General features: G+C 50.1%; 15 protein-coding genes. 9 read left to right on the top strand and 6 right to left on the bottom strand.

Annotated features, from left to right (window positions below; translation table 11 throughout):
* Window positions 1-40: 40 nt before the first annotated feature.
* Both JNJ77_11005 and JNJ77_11000 read left to right on the top strand, forming a co-directional pair.
* A complete protein-coding gene (locus JNJ77_11005) occupies window positions 41-604 on the top strand; it encodes a YceI family protein (GenBank protein MBL8823107.1) in 564 nt (187 codons plus the stop codon).
* Window positions 605-634: 30 nt separating this feature from the next.
* Window positions 635-1,519: a hypothetical protein gene (locus JNJ77_11000; GenBank protein ID MBL8823106.1), complete on the top strand. Its 885-nt coding sequence runs from the start codon at window positions 635-637 to the stop codon at window positions 1,517-1,519.
* On the opposite strand, the gene JNJ77_10995 is transcribed toward JNJ77_11000, so the two are convergent.
* The 3 genes from JNJ77_10995 to JNJ77_10985 form a co-directional block, all read right to left on the bottom strand.
* Window positions 1,520-2,767, bottom strand: a complete 1,248-nt coding sequence (locus tag JNJ77_10995; protein ID MBL8823105.1) for a patatin-like phospholipase family protein — start codon at window positions 2,765-2,767, stop codon at window positions 1,520-1,522.
* Window positions 2,768-2,996: 229 nt separating this feature from the next.
* Window positions 2,997-4,427, bottom strand: coding sequence for a PhoPQ-activated pathogenicity-related family protein (locus JNJ77_10990; protein ID MBL8823104.1), 1,431 nt, complete (start codon window positions 4,425-4,427; stop codon window positions 2,997-2,999).
* 167 nt (window positions 4,428-4,594) lie between these two features.
* The gene (locus JNJ77_10985) at window positions 4,595-5,371 is read right to left on the bottom strand and encodes a FliA/WhiG family RNA polymerase sigma factor (protein ID MBL8823103.1); all 777 of its coding nucleotides are present in this window, start codon (window positions 5,369-5,371) and stop codon (window positions 4,595-4,597) included.
* Window positions 5,372-5,999: 628 nt separating this feature from the next.
* Here JNJ77_10985 and JNJ77_10980 point away from each other — a divergent pair.
* From JNJ77_10980 to JNJ77_10965, 4 genes are all read left to right on the top strand, one after another.
* Window positions 6,000-7,061 carry a sigma-54-dependent Fis family transcriptional regulator gene (locus tag JNJ77_10980; GenBank protein ID MBL8823102.1) on the top strand — a complete coding sequence of 354 codons (1,062 nt, stop codon included), beginning with the start codon at window positions 6,000-6,002 and terminating at the stop codon, window positions 7,059-7,061.
* Window positions 7,062-7,294: 233 nt separating this feature from the next.
* The gene (locus JNJ77_10975; GenBank protein MBL8823101.1) at window positions 7,295-8,083 is read left to right on the top strand and encodes a transporter; all 789 of its coding nucleotides are present in this window, start codon (window positions 7,295-7,297) and stop codon (window positions 8,081-8,083) included.
* A 235-nt stretch (window positions 8,084-8,318) separates the two neighbouring features.
* Complete coding sequence (locus tag JNJ77_10970) at window positions 8,319-9,842, top strand: NYN domain-containing protein (protein MBL8823100.1); 1,524 nt, start codon at window positions 8,319-8,321, stop codon at window positions 9,840-9,842.
* On the top strand, window positions 9,835-10,749 hold the full coding sequence (locus tag JNJ77_10965) for a UbiA family prenyltransferase (GenBank protein ID MBL8823099.1): 915 nt from the start codon (window positions 9,835-9,837) through the stop codon (window positions 10,747-10,749). Before JNJ77_10970 ends, JNJ77_10965 begins: the two co-directional genes overlap by 8 nt.
* Before the next feature lie 11 nt (window positions 10,750-10,760).
* On the opposite strand, the gene JNJ77_10960 is transcribed toward JNJ77_10965, so the two are convergent.
* A complete protein-coding gene (locus JNJ77_10960; protein MBL8823098.1) occupies window positions 10,761-11,174 on the bottom strand; it encodes an NUDIX domain-containing protein in 414 nt (137 codons plus the stop codon).
* A 94-nt stretch (window positions 11,175-11,268) separates the two neighbouring features.
* Between JNJ77_10960 and JNJ77_10955 the strand changes: the two genes are divergently transcribed.
* Window positions 11,269-12,141, top strand: a complete 873-nt coding sequence (locus tag JNJ77_10955) for an SDR family oxidoreductase (GenBank protein ID MBL8823097.1) — start codon at window positions 11,269-11,271, stop codon at window positions 12,139-12,141.
* Window positions 12,142-12,145: 4 nt separating this feature from the next.
* On the opposite strand, the gene JNJ77_10950 is transcribed toward JNJ77_10955, so the two are convergent.
* Window positions 12,146-12,484, bottom strand: a complete 339-nt coding sequence (locus JNJ77_10950) for a hypothetical protein (GenBank protein ID MBL8823096.1) — start codon at window positions 12,482-12,484, stop codon at window positions 12,146-12,148.
* Window positions 12,485-12,561: 77 nt separating this feature from the next.
* Complete coding sequence (locus JNJ77_10945) at window positions 12,562-13,293, bottom strand: DUF2071 domain-containing protein (GenBank protein MBL8823095.1); 732 nt, start codon at window positions 13,291-13,293, stop codon at window positions 12,562-12,564.
* Window positions 13,294-13,380: 87 nt separating this feature from the next.
* Here JNJ77_10945 and JNJ77_10940 point away from each other — a divergent pair, with 87 nt between their 5' ends.
* The gene (locus JNJ77_10940; protein ID MBL8823094.1) at window positions 13,381-14,979 is read left to right on the top strand and encodes a hypothetical protein; all 1,599 of its coding nucleotides are present in this window, start codon (window positions 13,381-13,383) and stop codon (window positions 14,977-14,979) included.
* Between the two features lie 23 nt (window positions 14,980-15,002).
* Entirely contained in the window at window positions 15,003-15,746 is a 744-nt protein-coding gene (locus tag JNJ77_10935) for a hypothetical protein (GenBank protein MBL8823093.1), read from the top strand.
* The last annotated feature ends 180 nt before the right edge of the window (window positions 15,747-15,926 follow it).

Here is a 15,926-nt window from a genome sequence, read left to right as displayed (position 1 = left end):
AGGAATGGTCCTGTCAGCAACATTACTCAGGAGGTTAGAGATGATTGCATTATTGACTTCGCTGTTACTTTCCCCTATCCCGGCAACCGATGCTGTGCTTAATCCATACGCGGTAGATAATATTCATTCAAGCGTGATGTTTCGCATCAAGCATTTGAATGTTTCCTATACCTATGGCCGTTTCAACCAGATTTCAGGCAGTTTCCTGATTGATTCTGCGGATGCCAGTAAGAGCACGCTGACTGTAGAAATAAAGACGGACAGCATCGATACCAACAGTGCAGATCGCGACAAGCATCTCAAAGGGCCAGATTTCTTCAACGTGAAGCAATTTCCTACCAGCACCTTCAAGAGTACCAGCGTTAAAGCGGTCGAAGGTGGCAAGTTTGAAGTAACTGGCGACCTGACCATGTGCGGCGTTACCAAACCCGTCACCTTCACCCTGACCAAAACCGGAGAAGGCGAATCGCCTTTCAAGGATTACCGACAGGGCTTTGAAGCTAACTTCACCATCAAGCGTAGCGACTTCGGCATCAAGTTCATGCCTGAAATGCTCGAAGACAGCGTTTGGCTGCTCATCAGTGTCGAAGGCGCTCGCAAGTAATCGCTAACAAAGTAATAGAGAGGAATCACCATGAGCACGTTTGAAAGTTCGATGGCCATGAAGCTGGTGGTGATTCCTGTTGGCGTTATGCTGCTGGGATACATCCTGGCAGTTTTGCTTCGAAAGTGGCCTGTCGTGTCGGCAATGTTGCTTGCCATGGGTGCATGCGGAAGTTTGACGGCAGCAGACTGGCTGCTTCGCGGCCAAGCTGATTGGTGGCCTGCCGATGTAACTCGCAGACTTCATTACTTTGCCTGGCTGGCCGTGCTGGTAGTGCCGATGGAAACACTCTGGCGATCATCCAGAGCTGCATGGAAGCATATCTTGCTGATTATCTGTCGGGCCGGAGTCAGTTCAGCATTGGCCTGGCAATTAACCAGTGTCGCAGAACCCAGATGGATGTGGGTATCAGCCATCACCAGTATTCTGACACTGTTGTGGACATTGCTCTCGTTGCCTTTGCCTATCAGTTGGTTATCGCTGGGAACCTGGGCTGGGATTGCAGGTTTGGCAGGGGCGCTGTTGACATTGAGTGGCTCCGCCAGTTTGGGACTGGTCAGCGTTGCATTTGGAGCTGTGCTTGGCGTTTTGGCTTTTATACACATCAAGTGGCCACTTACCACTTGGCAGGCTGTCGCTGGAGTCCTTGCAGTAACCTTGATGGGCTTACTGGTTTCAGGTCAGCAGTTTGCAGAAGTGCCAATATCCAGCGGTGTCCTGTTGCTGTTAAGTCCGCTCTGTGTGCTGTTGATGCTGTTGCCGGCTATCGGTCAACGCAACTGGATCAACGGCTTGCTGGGATTGACACTCGCCCTCGGTGTTGGTGGACTCTCGTTGTGGTTAACCAGAATCAACACACCAGTCGAAGAGAAGAAGGAAACGGAAAATCCGTATTTGAAGTATTATCAGCGGTAGTTATCGGGGCAGGTGGATCAATTCATTAGTCGTTCGCAGCAGCGGTTCCTCGCCCGGCTCATTGCCGGGTGGTGTACTCCTCCATGCGGTGCCCGACAGCATCTGGCGAACGGCAGACTGTACCAGGTTCTGCATTTCCTCCGGTTTGAACTCGGTCATTGATTTGGGAGCTGGGCAATCCTGCGGGATGGCAGCCAGCTTGAAGCCATACCCAGCCATGCTGCACATGCTCCAGATGCGAACCAGATCGCCTCGCGTATGGGCATAGCTGAAGGATTGCAGGTTCTCAATAGCAATGTTGATGGCACTCGGCGAAACGCTGGCTGAATCCGCATACAGTTTCCCAGCGACAATCACATACACATTGGTAGGCTTGGGATGCTGAATGGCCTGCACCGGTGGCCTGAAGAATACTGATTGCGACACCGTGCCATCCACATGCATTTCATGAAAGCACTGGCCATTCACGTATACCGGGATACGGGCAGCAGGAAATACTCCCGGTATAGCACTGGAGGCAAGCAGGATTTCCTTCATCAATTCGATATCCTGAGGCCGTCCCTGACTGGCAATGGCTCCCATGTCCCAGACGACAAACCGTTTCCCTTCGGCTTCGGTTGTGCCGATGTACAACCTGCGGCCTTTCTGGTGTTCACGTGCAACTGCCTGCACCAGTTCCGGATGAACCATTTGATCCATCATCTTGCGCAGTGGTTTGTTGGTCGCAAATGATTCGCTTAATATGCCACAAGGTCCTTTGATCCGGTAGATATCGCGGGTTTCCACATTGGTGTATAAACTCAGGATCGTCGGGTCAAAAGCAGAGCCTAAAAAGGCAAACGGTGCAATCAAAGCCCCGGTACTGATGCCTGTTACCACATCGAAGCAGGGCCTGTCGCCACGCTGGGTCCAGCCTGTCAGCACGCCTACGGTATAGGCTCCATAAGAGCCGCCACCCGAAAGGCAGAGGACATTGTAATTAGCATGTTCATAGTATGCTGTTTGCTTCTTGATCAACGAACGGTACATATCTTCAACCGGTTCATTCAGCGTGTTGGGGTCGCGAAGCGAGTTGGATTCCAGCCCGGCAGCAGTGGGAGAATTTATCTGTTTGTTATGAAACAGGCATCCGCAAGTGGTGAGAAGAAACGAAATGAGCAGCAACAAGCCGACGGGCTGTCTGATGGTCAACAACTTGAATAATTCTGATATCACAGACAACTTTACACGAAATTCCGGACGTTGCATTTTTGACAAGTTCACTTCTAATCCACGTATTCTGAGGAATAAGTCGAAAATGCGAGCCAGATAAGACAGGCAGACTCTAACGGTTTACTTCAACGTCTGATCTGGTTGATCAATATCGTTATTATCGGAATTGTCGTGCTGAATATGCAGTCAGACATCAACTGGAGCAACGAGAAAGCCGGGCTGAAAAAGCTTCAACCCGGCCTGATAGTTCTGAGAAATACGTGTCTTATCGCTTTTTCATCTTCTCAGGGAAGACTTCACCTTCATACTTCATCTTGTTCAGATCAGCGCCTTTGTGAGGCAGAACATCAGGAAGTACGCGGACGCTGGTGGTTACCTTCAGTGGGAACGGTGCACCAACATCGTAAGTGAGTTCAACAAAGAACGCAGTCCAGCCCTTTTCGGGAGGAGTGATCTTGCCGACGAAGGAACCGTCTGCTTCCTGCTTCAGTTCAGTGCTGGTGTAGGCTTTGCCAATGGTATCAACACGGAAATCGCGGGTGTTGGCATTGGTGGCCTGCCAGAGAACAACTTTGCTCGGCGGGGTCTTGTATTTGACCTTGATGCTGCCATCCTGCTCGAACGTCCAGGAATATTCAGGACGTGGCTTGCCATTAATCACCATGTGATGATAGGCAGTAATGCTTTGCAGTGCATCGCTGTCCTTAAGGCCGTGATCAGCATTAGCAACGTAGCGGAGCAGCTTTTCGCCCTTCAGCTCGTCGTAATAGAACTGGGAAGAATCAGGCAGGAAGAACTGATCGCCTGCAGCATTCACAACATACTTGGGAAGAGTCAGTCGATCCTTGTAAGAAAGAGGGTCTTCAATTTTGTAAAGATCCTGCATGCGTGGATGATCCTGTCGCTGCAGAATGTTGTGCTGGTAATAGTTGCCGATAGCCATGGCCCAGAAGCCATACGCTTCGCCATGATGCTTGATCGATTCAGCGCTGTTGAGCACATCAATCACGATGGGAACAATCGCTTCCACGCGTGGATCGGTAGCACCAGTCAGCCAGGTAGTCCAGCCTCGCTTGGAACCGCCAGCAACTACAAATTTTTCTACAGGTGTGCCTTCCTTCTGTGCCCATTCCTGAATGCAATCCATGCATCGAACAGCACTCTTGACCATAGGCAGGCGGCCTACCCAGGTAGCGTCGCCGGTTTCCAGGAACTTGGCCCAGCCGTAACCGAGCAGATCATCTTCAACGCGCTTCACGCCATCGTTGTTGAAAATCAGTGGTTGATTGGGAACCATCTTCAATTCCACCACGATACTGCCGGTGCTGGCAGCGATCATGGAGGTCATCACGTCGGCTTTGTCTGGCATGGGGCGTTCATTGCTGCCCCCGCCGATCATCAGGAATGCCGTCTTGCTGGTCAGCTTTTTCGGCTTGCTGATGACAACCGCGTGTTCCCACACAGTGCGGTTGACTTCTTTTTCATTCCGCCAGCTTTGGGAACGCAGTTTGATGATGGTAGTTTTTACAGCTTCACCATCAATGGATTTGATTACTTCCCAGCCATATACGGGGTCGGCTTTGTGGATGTAATCATCGAGTGGTGAGCGATGCAGAGCTTTCGGCTGCTGTGCTGAGAGGGGAAACGTGGCAACACTGATTAACATAAGTGTCCACATCAAGGCGCGCACTTTCATGACTGTTCCTTGGAGGGAGGGACTAAAGGTAGGACAGTGGCATTATAGCGTATGATCTAGCGTCAAACAGGCATTTGATGGATTTGAAATGCAATGATGAGAATAAAAGGAAAAAGCCCATGCAAGGCATTGCATGGGCTTAAAACTACACATTTAGTTAGTCTATGTCAGTTCGAAAACTCAGGCCGTCGTGATGCCAGCATGTTTTGCAATCTGCTCACGATGCTCGAATGCATCTGGCTGACCCGGCTTTCGGATAGATCAAGCGTCTGCCCGATTTCTTTCATCGTCATCTCTTCATAGTAGTAGAGAATGATGATGAGCCGTTCATTGCGACTGAGACCACGGGTAACCAGTTTCATGATGTCGCGATTCTGAATGCGGTGGGTTGGATCTTCCGCTTTCTTGTCTTCCAGGATGTCAATCTCGCGGACATCCTTATACGAATCAGTTTCGTACCACTTCTTATTCAGACTTACCAGGCCGACGGCACTGGCTTCATTGGCATGCTTGGCAAAGTCTTCGATGGACATGCCCATCTTTTCTGCCAGTTCATCTGGTCGCGGTGGACGGCCCAATGCTACTTCCAGTGCTTTTCGTGCATGTTCCAGCTTGCTGGCTTTGCTGCGAACCAGCCGAGGAACCCAGTCCATTGTGCGAAGTTCATCGAGCATCGCGCCACGGATACGGGGCACACAATAGGTTTCAAATTTGACGCCACGATCCAGATCAAACGCTTCGATGGCATCCAGCAGTCCAAAGGTGCCCGCGCTGATAAGATCGTCCAGTTCCACGCCATCAGGCAATCGTGCCCAGATGCGTTCGGCATTGTACTTGACGAGTGGCAAGTAATGCTCGAGCAGGCGATTACGTCGATCTAACGTGGCTTCCGTGCGGTAGTCTCGCCAGAGTTGTCCCACGTCCTGCTCTACGTGCGTTACCATGCATTCCTCCCCAGGCAGGAGAGCCTGGGCGGGCGTGCGATGACAGGAAGTCAAGAAAACCGTAGCAGGACGATCAATTCCCCCGAGTCGACCGTCCCTGGCCCCTCGATTCCCCGGCGTCGCCAGGCTTGCGCCTCGTGCGCCCAACCCCGCTTGCTCCAACACCCCGATATCGTCACAGTGCGCGACGATGCTGCTCGTACTTATCGGCACGCTCCTTAAGGTTCCTTCAGAAAAAGCGGTTGCCTTTCCTGTCCCCACCAGTGAAGCGTCGCCCGCCTGCAGCAGCCTTCAAGCGAGGGGCACATAATACATCACTTCTTTTCTGTCGAGAGCAATGTGACCTAAATCCTGTCAGAATCATCATTTTGAAAAAATGACATAACAAACTGGTAAGTTGGCGAAAGTAGTGGATTCCAAAGCGTTTCAAAATCTACCCATCCCCTGAAAGGTCGGTGTCTGAGCTTGCATCTTGCTGCACACAACTCGCAGGATGATGTCCTGCAGCACTTAACCACAAAGAGAAATGGATGTTAGCACGCATATTGAAAGCATGGCCGTCAGCTCCTTGAGCAGGATTCATCATGCAATAGCCTAGCAATCAGCGGTTCCGATATATCATGACTACATGTCCAGTTCATCGAATCAGTCAGTGCCATTTCATCTCAACAATATCGTCGGGCAAAGCCCCGTCATGCAGTCGGTTGCGGAACGCATCAGGCAAGTCGCTCCGTCACGTTCCAGTGTTTTGCTGGTGGGAGAAACAGGCACTGGCAAGGAACTGATGGCCCGAGCTATACATCTCTATAGCCCTCGAGTGGATGGACCCTACATTCGTGTGAACTGTGGAGCGCTTAGCGAAGGGTTGCTTGAAAGCGAACTGTTTGGTCATGTCAAAGGTGCGTTTACTGGTGCATTGGATAATAAAACAGGCCGATTCGAAGCTGCACATACCGGCACCATCTTTCTCGATGAAATCAGCAGCATGAGCCCCAAGTTGCAGGTTAAACTACTCCGGGTCTTGCAGGAAAGAGAATTTGAGCGCGTTGGCGAAAGCAGAACCATACGTGTCGATGTTCGCGTGGTAGCAGCCACCAACCAGCATCTGGAAGATGAAGTAGATGCACATCGCTTTCGCGAAGACTTGTACTATCGTCTGAATGTTGTGCCCGTTTATCTTCCGCCACTGCGAAGCCGACCTGAAGATACTTCCCTGCTGATAGATCATTTTGTCAAAAAGTACTCCCAGGAAAATCGCAAGACCATTCAGGAAATTGAGCCGAAGGCCATGGAGTGGTTGTTGTCACACCGCTGGCCTGGTAATGTTCGTGAACTCGAACACACTGTGGAGCGGGCCGTGGTACTTGCCCAGACGCCTATCATAACATTGGACTTACTGACTCCCAATTCCAAGCTGGGACAACGACAGCTTCGCACCGGAAAGAAAGAAGCTGCCAGCTTGGATGACCAGATTCAACGATTAATTCAGACAGGCCTGCAGGCTCCACGTAGTTCATCGACTACGCTGTATGATCATCTAGTTGGCGGTGTGGAAAAGGAATTGATTCAGCAAGTACTCAAAGAATGCGAAGGAATACAGACCAAGGCAGCCACTCGATTAGGCATCAACCGCAATACCCTTCACAAAAAGATGCAGGAATTCGGCCTAACCGAATCAGATACAAATTAGGTCAAGCTAAGTTTGAGATTTAGCTTCATCAAAACAATAAAGAATGCCGAAAAAATGGATAATGACAATTATTGTTTAGTCAAATTCCGAGGACTGCCATGTTTCGTGCATTATTGTTAAGTTCTCTGTGTTTGATGCTTATTAGTATTGTTGGATGTCAACACTCTGCTGACAACAATTGCTGCGATTCGCGACTTTCAGCGTTGGGCGCCAAGACACTGCTATCCTGGGAAGTGCCCAAAAAGAACGGGGAGAAGGATGACAAGAAGCATTCCAATGGTGATTCTGAAAACGGAAACGAACCTGAGAATGATGTCATTGCCACTGATAGGCCAGACTTTACAGAAGCGAGTTCCACTGTAGGTCGCAACCGAATACAGCTTGAATCAGGATACACTTATAGCAGAAACCGTGAAGCTGGAGTTCAGAATCAGCATTCCTATCCAGAAGCCTTGTTCCGCATTGGTATGTTTGCAGATTGGTTCGAATGGCGAATCGCCCAGAACTATTCCAGCACTCATATGCCCGGTGCTGTTTCACAAGGGCCGGAAGACCTCTATGTAGGTGTCAAATTAGCCCTTACTGAACAAAAAGAATACATGCCTGAATCAGCGCTCATCATCCAGGCAACCGTCCCGACTGGCTCAGACAATACAACAACAGGTAAAACACTGCCTGGTATGAACTACCTCTTTGGTTGGGACATCACGGACAAGATTTCGATGGGTGGAAGCATCCAGGGAAATGCAGCAGTAACCGATTCGGGGCACTCTTATCTGGAACTCGCCCAGTCGTTGACGGTTGGTTATGCCTTTACTGAAAAACTGGGCAGTTACATGGAAGTGTTTGGCATTGAACCATTCAGCGGCAATGCACCAGACATTGGCCCATACTACTTCTTTGATGGCGGTTTTACCTATAAATTCACGCCCAATTTCCAGTATGATATTCGCGCTGGCGTAGGTTTGAACAAGCAATCAGACGATTTCTTTGTGGGTGCTGGCTTTGCCGTTCGGTTTTAGAGTTGCTGCAAATACCATGCAGAGCCAGCAGTTCTTTGTGCCAAGCCCATTGTTCGAACTGCTGGCTCCACATTGTCTCGAGGAAACATGCTTGCTATCGAGGGTATTCGTCATCCATGTCAGATGATTTACCCTACGCTCAATAATTCCTGCAGGAGTTTATCAGACCAAAATCCTGCTGTTTTCTCACACGTTGGCAACTATAATTGCCTGATCTAGTAACTGGAATGAAAGTATGCCTAACGAGTCTGAACGCGCATTGGCGATATTTGTGGATTTTGACAACATTGCTCAGGGTTTTCGCCGCACGGATCGTTTTGATATCCAGCGTGTGCTCAAGCGAATGGTGGAAAAGGGAAAAATCGTCTCGAAGAAAACGTATGCAGATTGGAGTCGTTATCTTCCTTACACTGCATCGTTACATGAAGCGGCCTTTGAATTGGTCGAAATTCCGAAACGGTCCATGACCGGCAAGAACTCTGCAGACATTCGCCTCTGCGTCGATGCCATGGACCTGGCTTACAGCAAGCCTCACATCGATACCTTCGTCATTGTTTCAGGCGACAGCGACTTTACCCCGCTCGTCTCCAAGCTCAAGGAAATGGGCAAGCACGTCATCGGCCTGGGGATGAGCAATTCGACCAGTGATCTGCTTCGCGATAACTGTGATGAGTTCATCTATTACGAAGACCTGGAAGTGGAGAAGGCTGATACTCCCAAGGTCAATCTGCCTGTGCCCGATACCAAGCGAAAGGCGCTGGAACTGTTGCTGGAAGCATGCGTGGCCCTGCGTCGCGAAAACAAGGAAGTGCTCTGGGCTTCCATGATTAAGGAGACTATGAAGCGGAAGAAGCCTTCCTTCAACGAAACCTATCATGGGTTCGCGACGTTTTCGGCATTGCTGGAAGATGCACAAGCTCAGGGACTGGTTGAACTCGAAAGAGACGCTAAACGCGGCACCTACAGCGTAGTTCGTTTTGGTGCTGAGCTTAGTCCGCATGTCCGAAAGGAAAGCCCTCGCACCAGGGGCAAGGAGACACATTCGCTCCCCAGCCGTGCTCCGGTTAAAGGAACCCCAACCAAACGAGGCATCGCTGCCCGGCCAGAACGTGATGTCGGTCTGGAACGAATCCCTGCGACACGGCCAATCGCAGCAGAGATCAAGCCTCGTGAAACCAGATTCCAAGGCTTCTCGGATTTTGCAGAAGAGACCAGCCAGTTTCTGGGGAAACAAAAGTCCGCAGCTTTTGAAGATGAATTTGCAGAATTCTCAGGTACTCAGCGCAGCCCCTTCAACTCGACCGCCGATGAAGTCATGGCAAACCTGGCTGAATCCAGGAAAACGACGGAACGACCGGTTGTTGAAAAGCAGGTCGATGAATCTGAAGTCATTGATACCGAAGATATGGCTGCACCCGAATCCGAAGAGAAAGACAAATTCAAGAAGCGCCGTCGGCGAGGCAAGGGTAAAGAAAAACCCAACGAAGAGCCTGTAACGGTTCCCACGGTTATTGAAGACATGCCGATTTCGTTCGATGATATTGCAACCCCCCGTAAAGCTGAGCCGGTTGATGCATCGGTTTCATTCGCATCTTTTGAAGAAGCTCCTGTATCACACGATGTTCCTTCCGAAATAGCTGTGGCTGCTGTGGAACCTTCACCTGCACCCATAGTCAAACCGGTCGAAGAAAAGCCTGCGGTAGAAGAGCGAGAACAAGAGCAGCGTCGAGGCTTCGGCTTTGGAATTTTTGATGAATAACTCATCAGGCTGGCTGAAGCAGGTTCGTCTGTTTCTGGAAATGATCCGCTTCAGCCACACACTCTTCGCGTTGCCTTTCGCATTGGCAGGCGCTGTTCTGGCCTGGCGTGCTTCAGGCAGAACAAAACCGTTTGAGATATTTATCGATATTGCTGGTATCATCCCCTGCATGGTTCTTGCACGCACCTGGGCGATGGCAATCAATCGCCTGGTTGATCGCAAGATTGATGCAGCCAATCCACGCACCGAAAAACGCCATCTTCCCGCAGGCTTACTCTCCGTGCAGGCTGTAACCTGGTTTGCGATACTCTCAGCCATCGGGTTTGTGATATCAACGATCCATTTCTGGGTCTGGAACGAGAACCTTTGGCCCCTCATTCTCAGTATTCCAGTGCTGCTCTTTATCGCAGGCTACTCCTTCACCAAACGATTCACCGCCCTGTGTCATGTCTGGCTCGGTTTATCACTCATGCTGGCACCGATTGCGGCCTGGCTGGCCATCACAGGTTCACTTTCGTGGACGCCAGTAGTATTAGGTTTAGCAGTACTCTTCTGGGTTACAGGCTTTGATATTCTCTATGCCACTCAGGATGTTGACTTTGATACCAAAGCAAAACTGCACAGCATCCCTGCAGCCCTTGGAGTGAACAACGCATTGCGTGTTGCGTTCCTGAGCCATATCTGCATGGTTCTCTGTTTACTGATTCTTTATTTCATCGCTGAATTGGGAATGATCTATCTGGTAGGCATCATCCTGGTAGCTTGTCTGCTCTGTTACGAGCATGCTATCGTGAAGCCCAACGACTTGTCACGAGTCAATCAGGCATTCTTCCAGGTGAATGGCGTGATCAGTGTGGGTATGCTGGTGATTATCATTGTTGATGTATGTTTTCAGAAATCAGCTTAACTCCATGACTGTTAGTAAACCGATTCATCCGTTCGCTTAATCAACTCTTCCAGAATAGGCATATTGGCTGGCGGAAATTCGAGTTTCAACAGATCGTTTCGTTTTACCCATCGAAACGGAGCATCAGGCTCAATGTCTTCAATTGGCTCACAGAGTACAAAAACCAGTCGCAGATTTTTATGACCAGCGGGGATGATGACTTCCCGTCGCCAGTTCATGAGCCGGATATCGATGCCTGTTTCTTCACGCACTTCCCGCCAGACGGCCTGGTCGATCGTTTCGCCATATTCCACTTTTCCGCCGGGGAACTCATCACGGCCTGGCCAAGTTTGATCCTCACGGCGAGCGCCGACGAGAAATTGATCATCCCAGCGCACAATGCCGATGGCTACCTGCATTTCCGGTTTTGTGGATCCCTCCGCCATCAGATCATGCTCCAAGTGACCAGAGAACGAGCCATCTACTATCCCAACAATATATTTACATCATGTTACCAGTATTCAGGCAAGGATGGGTTTCATGATTCCTCTTGATTTATCAGGTCAGGTGGCACTCGTTACCGGTGTTTCCGACAATGAGAGCTTTGCGTGGACTATTGCCAAAACGCTGCAGGCTGCCGGGGCCAGGCTGATTTTTGCCGTCCATCCACGTGTCACCGGCATTGTGGAGATGTTTTTAAGCAACGACAAGGATGCTGAGGCCCGGGTTCTGCCCTTTGGAAAAGGCAACCTGAAGGTCGATAAAGTGGTACCCTGCGATGTCAGTTACGATACGATGGCCGATGTTGACGAAAAAACTCGCACCGACCGTCGTTACGCCAAGCATGGTGATTTCTCGCTGCAGGGAATGCACGATAAAATCAAAGCAGATTTCCCACGTGTTGACATCCTGATTCATTCCGTTGCCTTCAGTTCTGAAGTGAAGAAAACACAGCGTGATACCAGCCGGGCTGCTTACCTGCAGGCGCTTTCCATCAGCGCCTACTCATTGACAGGGCTAATGCGAGCGATTTCTCCACTAATGACTCAAGGCGGATCCGTCGTTTCCCTGTCCTACATCGGAGGCGAGCGCGTCGTGCCCCACTACGGCGGCGGCATGTCCACTTCCAAAGCAGCATTGCAGATAGATACCAAGCAACTTGCGTTCAATTACGGCAAAGATAATATTCGGGTGAACACCATTTCCGCAGGCCCCTATGCATCACGAGCTGCCAAGGGCATTGGTGATATTGAGCAGATGATTCAGCACGCTGCAGAAAAGAGTCCATTGCCTCGAGGCATTACCGCTGATGAAGTGGCACAAGCAACCCTGTTTTTGTGCAGCCCGTTAGCTTCCGGTATTACCGGTCAGGTGCTCTATGTAGATTGTGGCTACCATGTGATGGGTGTGTAACATCTCATCCAATTTCTTGGATGGGATCATCAGCCTTGGCCTGGTAGGGACTGGGTGATAGCGAGAAAGGACCTTTTGAGTCGCCTGGTATCACCCACGTTCCATGGATGGAACCTTCGCCATCGTATTGCCCGGTGTAAACAACTTTGTGTTTGCCGATATACTGCTTCACGAAGGAAATCTGCCCCTGGTCATACTCACCCTTGATGACAAACAGGCCAACGATATCCTTTCCACCGCCGCTGATGCTGCCGTTGTGAAATTTCAACGTGAAATCATCCATGAACTGCCTGCCGAAATATTGCTGTTCCCAGAAGCCACGCCAAAGTCCTGATGGATACATTGAATCCCCCTCTTTCCTTTCGCCATTGTAACAGGAACAAAGTGACTATTCATTTTTTTCGATTTTCTTGGTAATGACTATACACTTGGCAATTTGGCTGCTCGTGAAACACTGATCGCCGATCCCTCAGCAATAAAGGCAGAAGCAGCGGGCTGTTTCACTATCTCTTCCAACTTCGGGCCATAAAGGCCTGTCAACTCCCCATTCAGCCAGGATCGATCAGCCTTCCAGATACGCCACGAAGGATGCTTGACTTCATATTCGACCACGCTCCCATGACGTTGGGTTACATAACCCCAATAATGCTCAGTGATAAACTGTTCTTCCGAGCCTTCAGAAGGCAATACTGGCTGGCCTGTGAAATCTGCCCCTAGTTCGCACCAATGACCGTTCCATTTCCATCGATATTTCGCTTCTCCCTTTTGATCCTCTGTGGACGTTTTGGCAATGGACTGCATCGGCAAGGTGATGTAGTTCTCGTTGTAAACAACTCGGGCCACTGTTGCGATGACCCATCTTGGAACAATCTCTTTGACAAACACAACGCCTCGCCGCCAGCCGTTTGCATCACGTTTACGAACATACATCCGTAAGTTGACTTCATCAAAATGCTGATGAAACGGGATAGCCCAGCCACGAACTCTCGTCTGTTCAAAACGAAATCCCACCATGCTGACATAATGGCGTCCCTGCCAGGTGTCTAATTCTGTTCCAGCCGGTACCAGGTGCTGGATCAATTCCGGGGCAACCACATAATTCAGCATGACCAGCGTATGCCAGTGCGCTGTCAGGAAAGGCTTGTTCGACATGATTCCGGTCCGGGATGTACTTGCAATCTCCAGTAAAACTACGCAAGATCATAACAGAGGAAATTGGATGAAGGAACTAACATCATCATGAGTGACCGTATCCTCATTCGGAGCAGTGAATCCCGTCTGCCTGCTTATCTGACCGGTGGCGGCGGCGTGCTGCTCATTATTGTCGGAATTGTGCTGGCTGTGATCAAGAACAACAGCGTCATCGGCTTCAGCCTGGGCGGGGCAGGGCTGTTGCTGCTGTTTGCCAGCTTTTACATCGAAACAACACGCGTTCGCAACCTGATGTGGCTGACAACCGAGCCGCATCGCTTTACCATCACCGATCACATTGGTGAAAGAACATTCAGCGACGATGACATTGTCAGCATCGCCCTGCAGTACAAGGATAATTTTGAAAACGGCAACCACACTTCCACGACGCGAACCTTCCGTGTCTGGGTCGTTGCCAGCGGCAATCAGCCAGAACTTATTGAGATGAAGAGCAAGTACAAGGTAGGACAGGTCGATCCCGCTGATGAGTTCATCGTTCGCATTGTCAAACTGCTCAAGGATCGGGCTGATGGTGAACGCCTCAAAAACCAGAGCGTGTTGGGTGAAGGCTGGGAACTTACCAATTCAAGTCTCTTGATTCGCAACCAGAAATCGGAAGATTCGGAAACGCCATTGTCCGAAATCGTGGCAGTGCAGACTATCGAAGATAAGCTCAAATTCTGGAGGAATGGCCAAGAAGAAGCTTTTGCAGCTATTCCCATCCATGCTGCCAACGCACACATTCTTCATCTGCTCATCGAAGAAATACTCGCAAAGCGAGGCGACCAGAACATAACAGTTGCGGACGGTCAGCTTGGCCGCATCATCTTCGAACGAAAGCCCAAAAAAAGCATTGGCATATCTCTGCTCGTCGTAGCGGGACTCCTCTTGGCAGCCAGTCTGATTTTTATTGTGGTTATTGCGGCAGGTGGTGCAGACAAGCATGAGCGCGAAGTCATGCTGATTCTTGCGATTTGTTTCCTTCCCATCGCAGTATTGATGAGTATCGCCGCCTGGATCACATTCAAAACGATATTCCGCTGTCATGAGTTTGGTCTCTACCAGCGAGGCGTTTTTCGTGAACACACATTGCTCTACACCGATTTGAATGAGTTCACCTATTCCGCGACCAAGCATTATCACAACGGCGCTTACCTTGGCACCCATCTGAAAATGACCTTCTTTCCCCGGGCTGAACTCAATAAGCCGAAAATGGTTTTCGGCACAACGATCAAGAACGTGGACACTTCTCTGGATGTCCTGCGTGATTCGCTCGCTGCCATCATAGGCAATCGCATGGTACAGACAGTGCAGGGCGGTCAATCGGTTCCCTGGGCCGATCTGGTTACACTGGAGCACGATCAACTGCGTTACATTCCAGGAAGTTGGTATGGTAGGAAGCCTGAACAAACCATTTCCTACCACGATATTTCAGGTTTTTCTATCGAGCAGGGAAAATGCACCATATTTCAGCGCGGAAAGCCCAAGCCAATCATTACACTGGGAATATCGAAGCGGAATTTCTTTCCGGGCTACCATGCATTCTCGGTGCTTTACCTGGCCGCGAATCATCATGGGCCGATCAGTAACACCGATGAAGGCATTGCAAAACACGTTCAGGATACTGCATCCACACAGTTTGATTAACCATTGAAGAAAGGAAGACTGTTATGCGCATTTTCACGAGCTTGTCCCTTCTGCTGATCGCAACATCAGCGATAGCTGCACAGGAATCAGCAGAGGGTGTTGTCAAGAAAGCCATCGCTGCTATGGGCGTTCCCAACGATGGCAAGCCCTATTACCAGACCTGGCACGAGCAGGGTAAGATGAACTTCGGCGGTGCATCCATTGTTTACGATTCCTACTGGACATTCGAGCCTTCCGACAAATACCGTTTCGAGATGAAAGGCGAATTCCAGGGGCAGAAGATAGAGATCGTCTTTATTCAAAACGGCAATCAGGCCAAAGAGAGCGCCATGGGGCAATCACGCATGGTGGAAGGCGAGAAGCTGGAAGAGACAACCCATTCACTCTATCAGCTTTGGGTGAACAGTCTGACACCACTGGTAAACGATACAGCCTTTAAACTGAAACTGCTGGGTGAACGTTCATTTGCTGGCAAGTCAGTCGTCAGCGTGCTGGTATCCCGAGAAGGCAAACGGGACGTCACTCTGCATTTTGACAAGAACACTCACTACCTTGCTGGCTGCACCGATAAGGTCAAGGATGAATTCCAGGGTTGGAAAGAGGTAACACAGGACGCCGAATTTTCAGACTATGAAAAACTGGCTACTGGCGAGATGGTTTTCAAGAACATGGTTCTCAAACGTGAAGGTAAAGTGCTCATCGAATCCAAGATGAGTGAATCCAAACGCCACGCTGGCAGCAAGCCAGAAGCTTTCAAACTGGATTAATATCTGAAGTCATGCGAGTCGGGTGCCACGGTTTGCGTGTAGAGGCCGTCCGGTAATTCAGAGTGCATCGAGGATCCATTGTATTTGCCCGTTGTTGTTTCCGCAGCGGTGGTTATGTCGCAGCAGAAGTTGATAGTTGGCGATGGCAGCGAGTAGTTGTGTTTGGTTGTTGCCCAGTCC

Source organism: Planctomycetia bacterium (assembly GCA_016795155.1).
In the GTDB taxonomy this organism is placed as follows: domain Bacteria; phylum Planctomycetota; class Planctomycetia; order Gemmatales; family HRBIN36; genus JAEUIE01.
The sequence above is the reverse complement of the archived record's forward strand: the minus strand, read 5'-3'. Positions and strand labels throughout refer to the sequence as shown.

What these genes read in the sequence shown, in the direction of transcription:
- JNJ77_11005 (MBL8823107.1), top strand. Translation starts at nt 41, where the DNA reads ATGATTGCATTATTGACTTCGCTGTTACTTTCCCCTATCCCGGCAACC.
- JNJ77_11000 (MBL8823106.1), top strand. Translation starts at nt 635, where the DNA reads ATGAGCACGTTTGAAAGTTCGATGGCCATGAAGCTGGTGGTGATTCCT.
- JNJ77_10995 (MBL8823105.1), bottom strand. Translation starts at nt 2,767, where the DNA reads ATGCAACGTCCGGAATTTCGTGTAAAGTTGTCTGTGATATCAGAATTA.
- JNJ77_10990 (MBL8823104.1), bottom strand. Translation starts at nt 4,427, where the DNA reads ATGAAAGTGCGCGCCTTGATGTGGACACTTATGTTAATCAGTGTTGCC.
- JNJ77_10985 (MBL8823103.1), bottom strand. Translation starts at nt 5,371, where the DNA reads ATGGTAACGCACGTAGAGCAGGACGTGGGACAACTCTGGCGAGACTAC.
- JNJ77_10980 (MBL8823102.1), top strand. Translation starts at nt 6,000, where the DNA reads ATGTCCAGTTCATCGAATCAGTCAGTGCCATTTCATCTCAACAATATC.
- JNJ77_10970 (MBL8823100.1), top strand. Translation starts at nt 8,319, where the DNA reads ATGCCTAACGAGTCTGAACGCGCATTGGCGATATTTGTGGATTTTGAC.
- JNJ77_10965 (MBL8823099.1), top strand. Translation starts at nt 9,835, where the DNA reads ATGAATAACTCATCAGGCTGGCTGAAGCAGGTTCGTCTGTTTCTGGAA.
- JNJ77_10960 (MBL8823098.1), bottom strand. Translation starts at nt 11,174, where the DNA reads ATGGCGGAGGGATCCACAAAACCGGAAATGCAGGTAGCCATCGGCATT.
- JNJ77_10955 (MBL8823097.1), top strand. Translation starts at nt 11,269, where the DNA reads ATGATTCCTCTTGATTTATCAGGTCAGGTGGCACTCGTTACCGGTGTT.
- JNJ77_10950 (MBL8823096.1), bottom strand. Translation starts at nt 12,484, where the DNA reads ATGTATCCATCAGGACTTTGGCGTGGCTTCTGGGAACAGCAATATTTC.
- JNJ77_10945 (MBL8823095.1), bottom strand. Translation starts at nt 13,293, where the DNA reads ATGTCGAACAAGCCTTTCCTGACAGCGCACTGGCATACGCTGGTCATG.
- JNJ77_10940 (MBL8823094.1), top strand. Translation starts at nt 13,381, where the DNA reads ATGAGTGACCGTATCCTCATTCGGAGCAGTGAATCCCGTCTGCCTGCT.
- JNJ77_10935 (MBL8823093.1), top strand. Translation starts at nt 15,003, where the DNA reads ATGCGCATTTTCACGAGCTTGTCCCTTCTGCTGATCGCAACATCAGCG.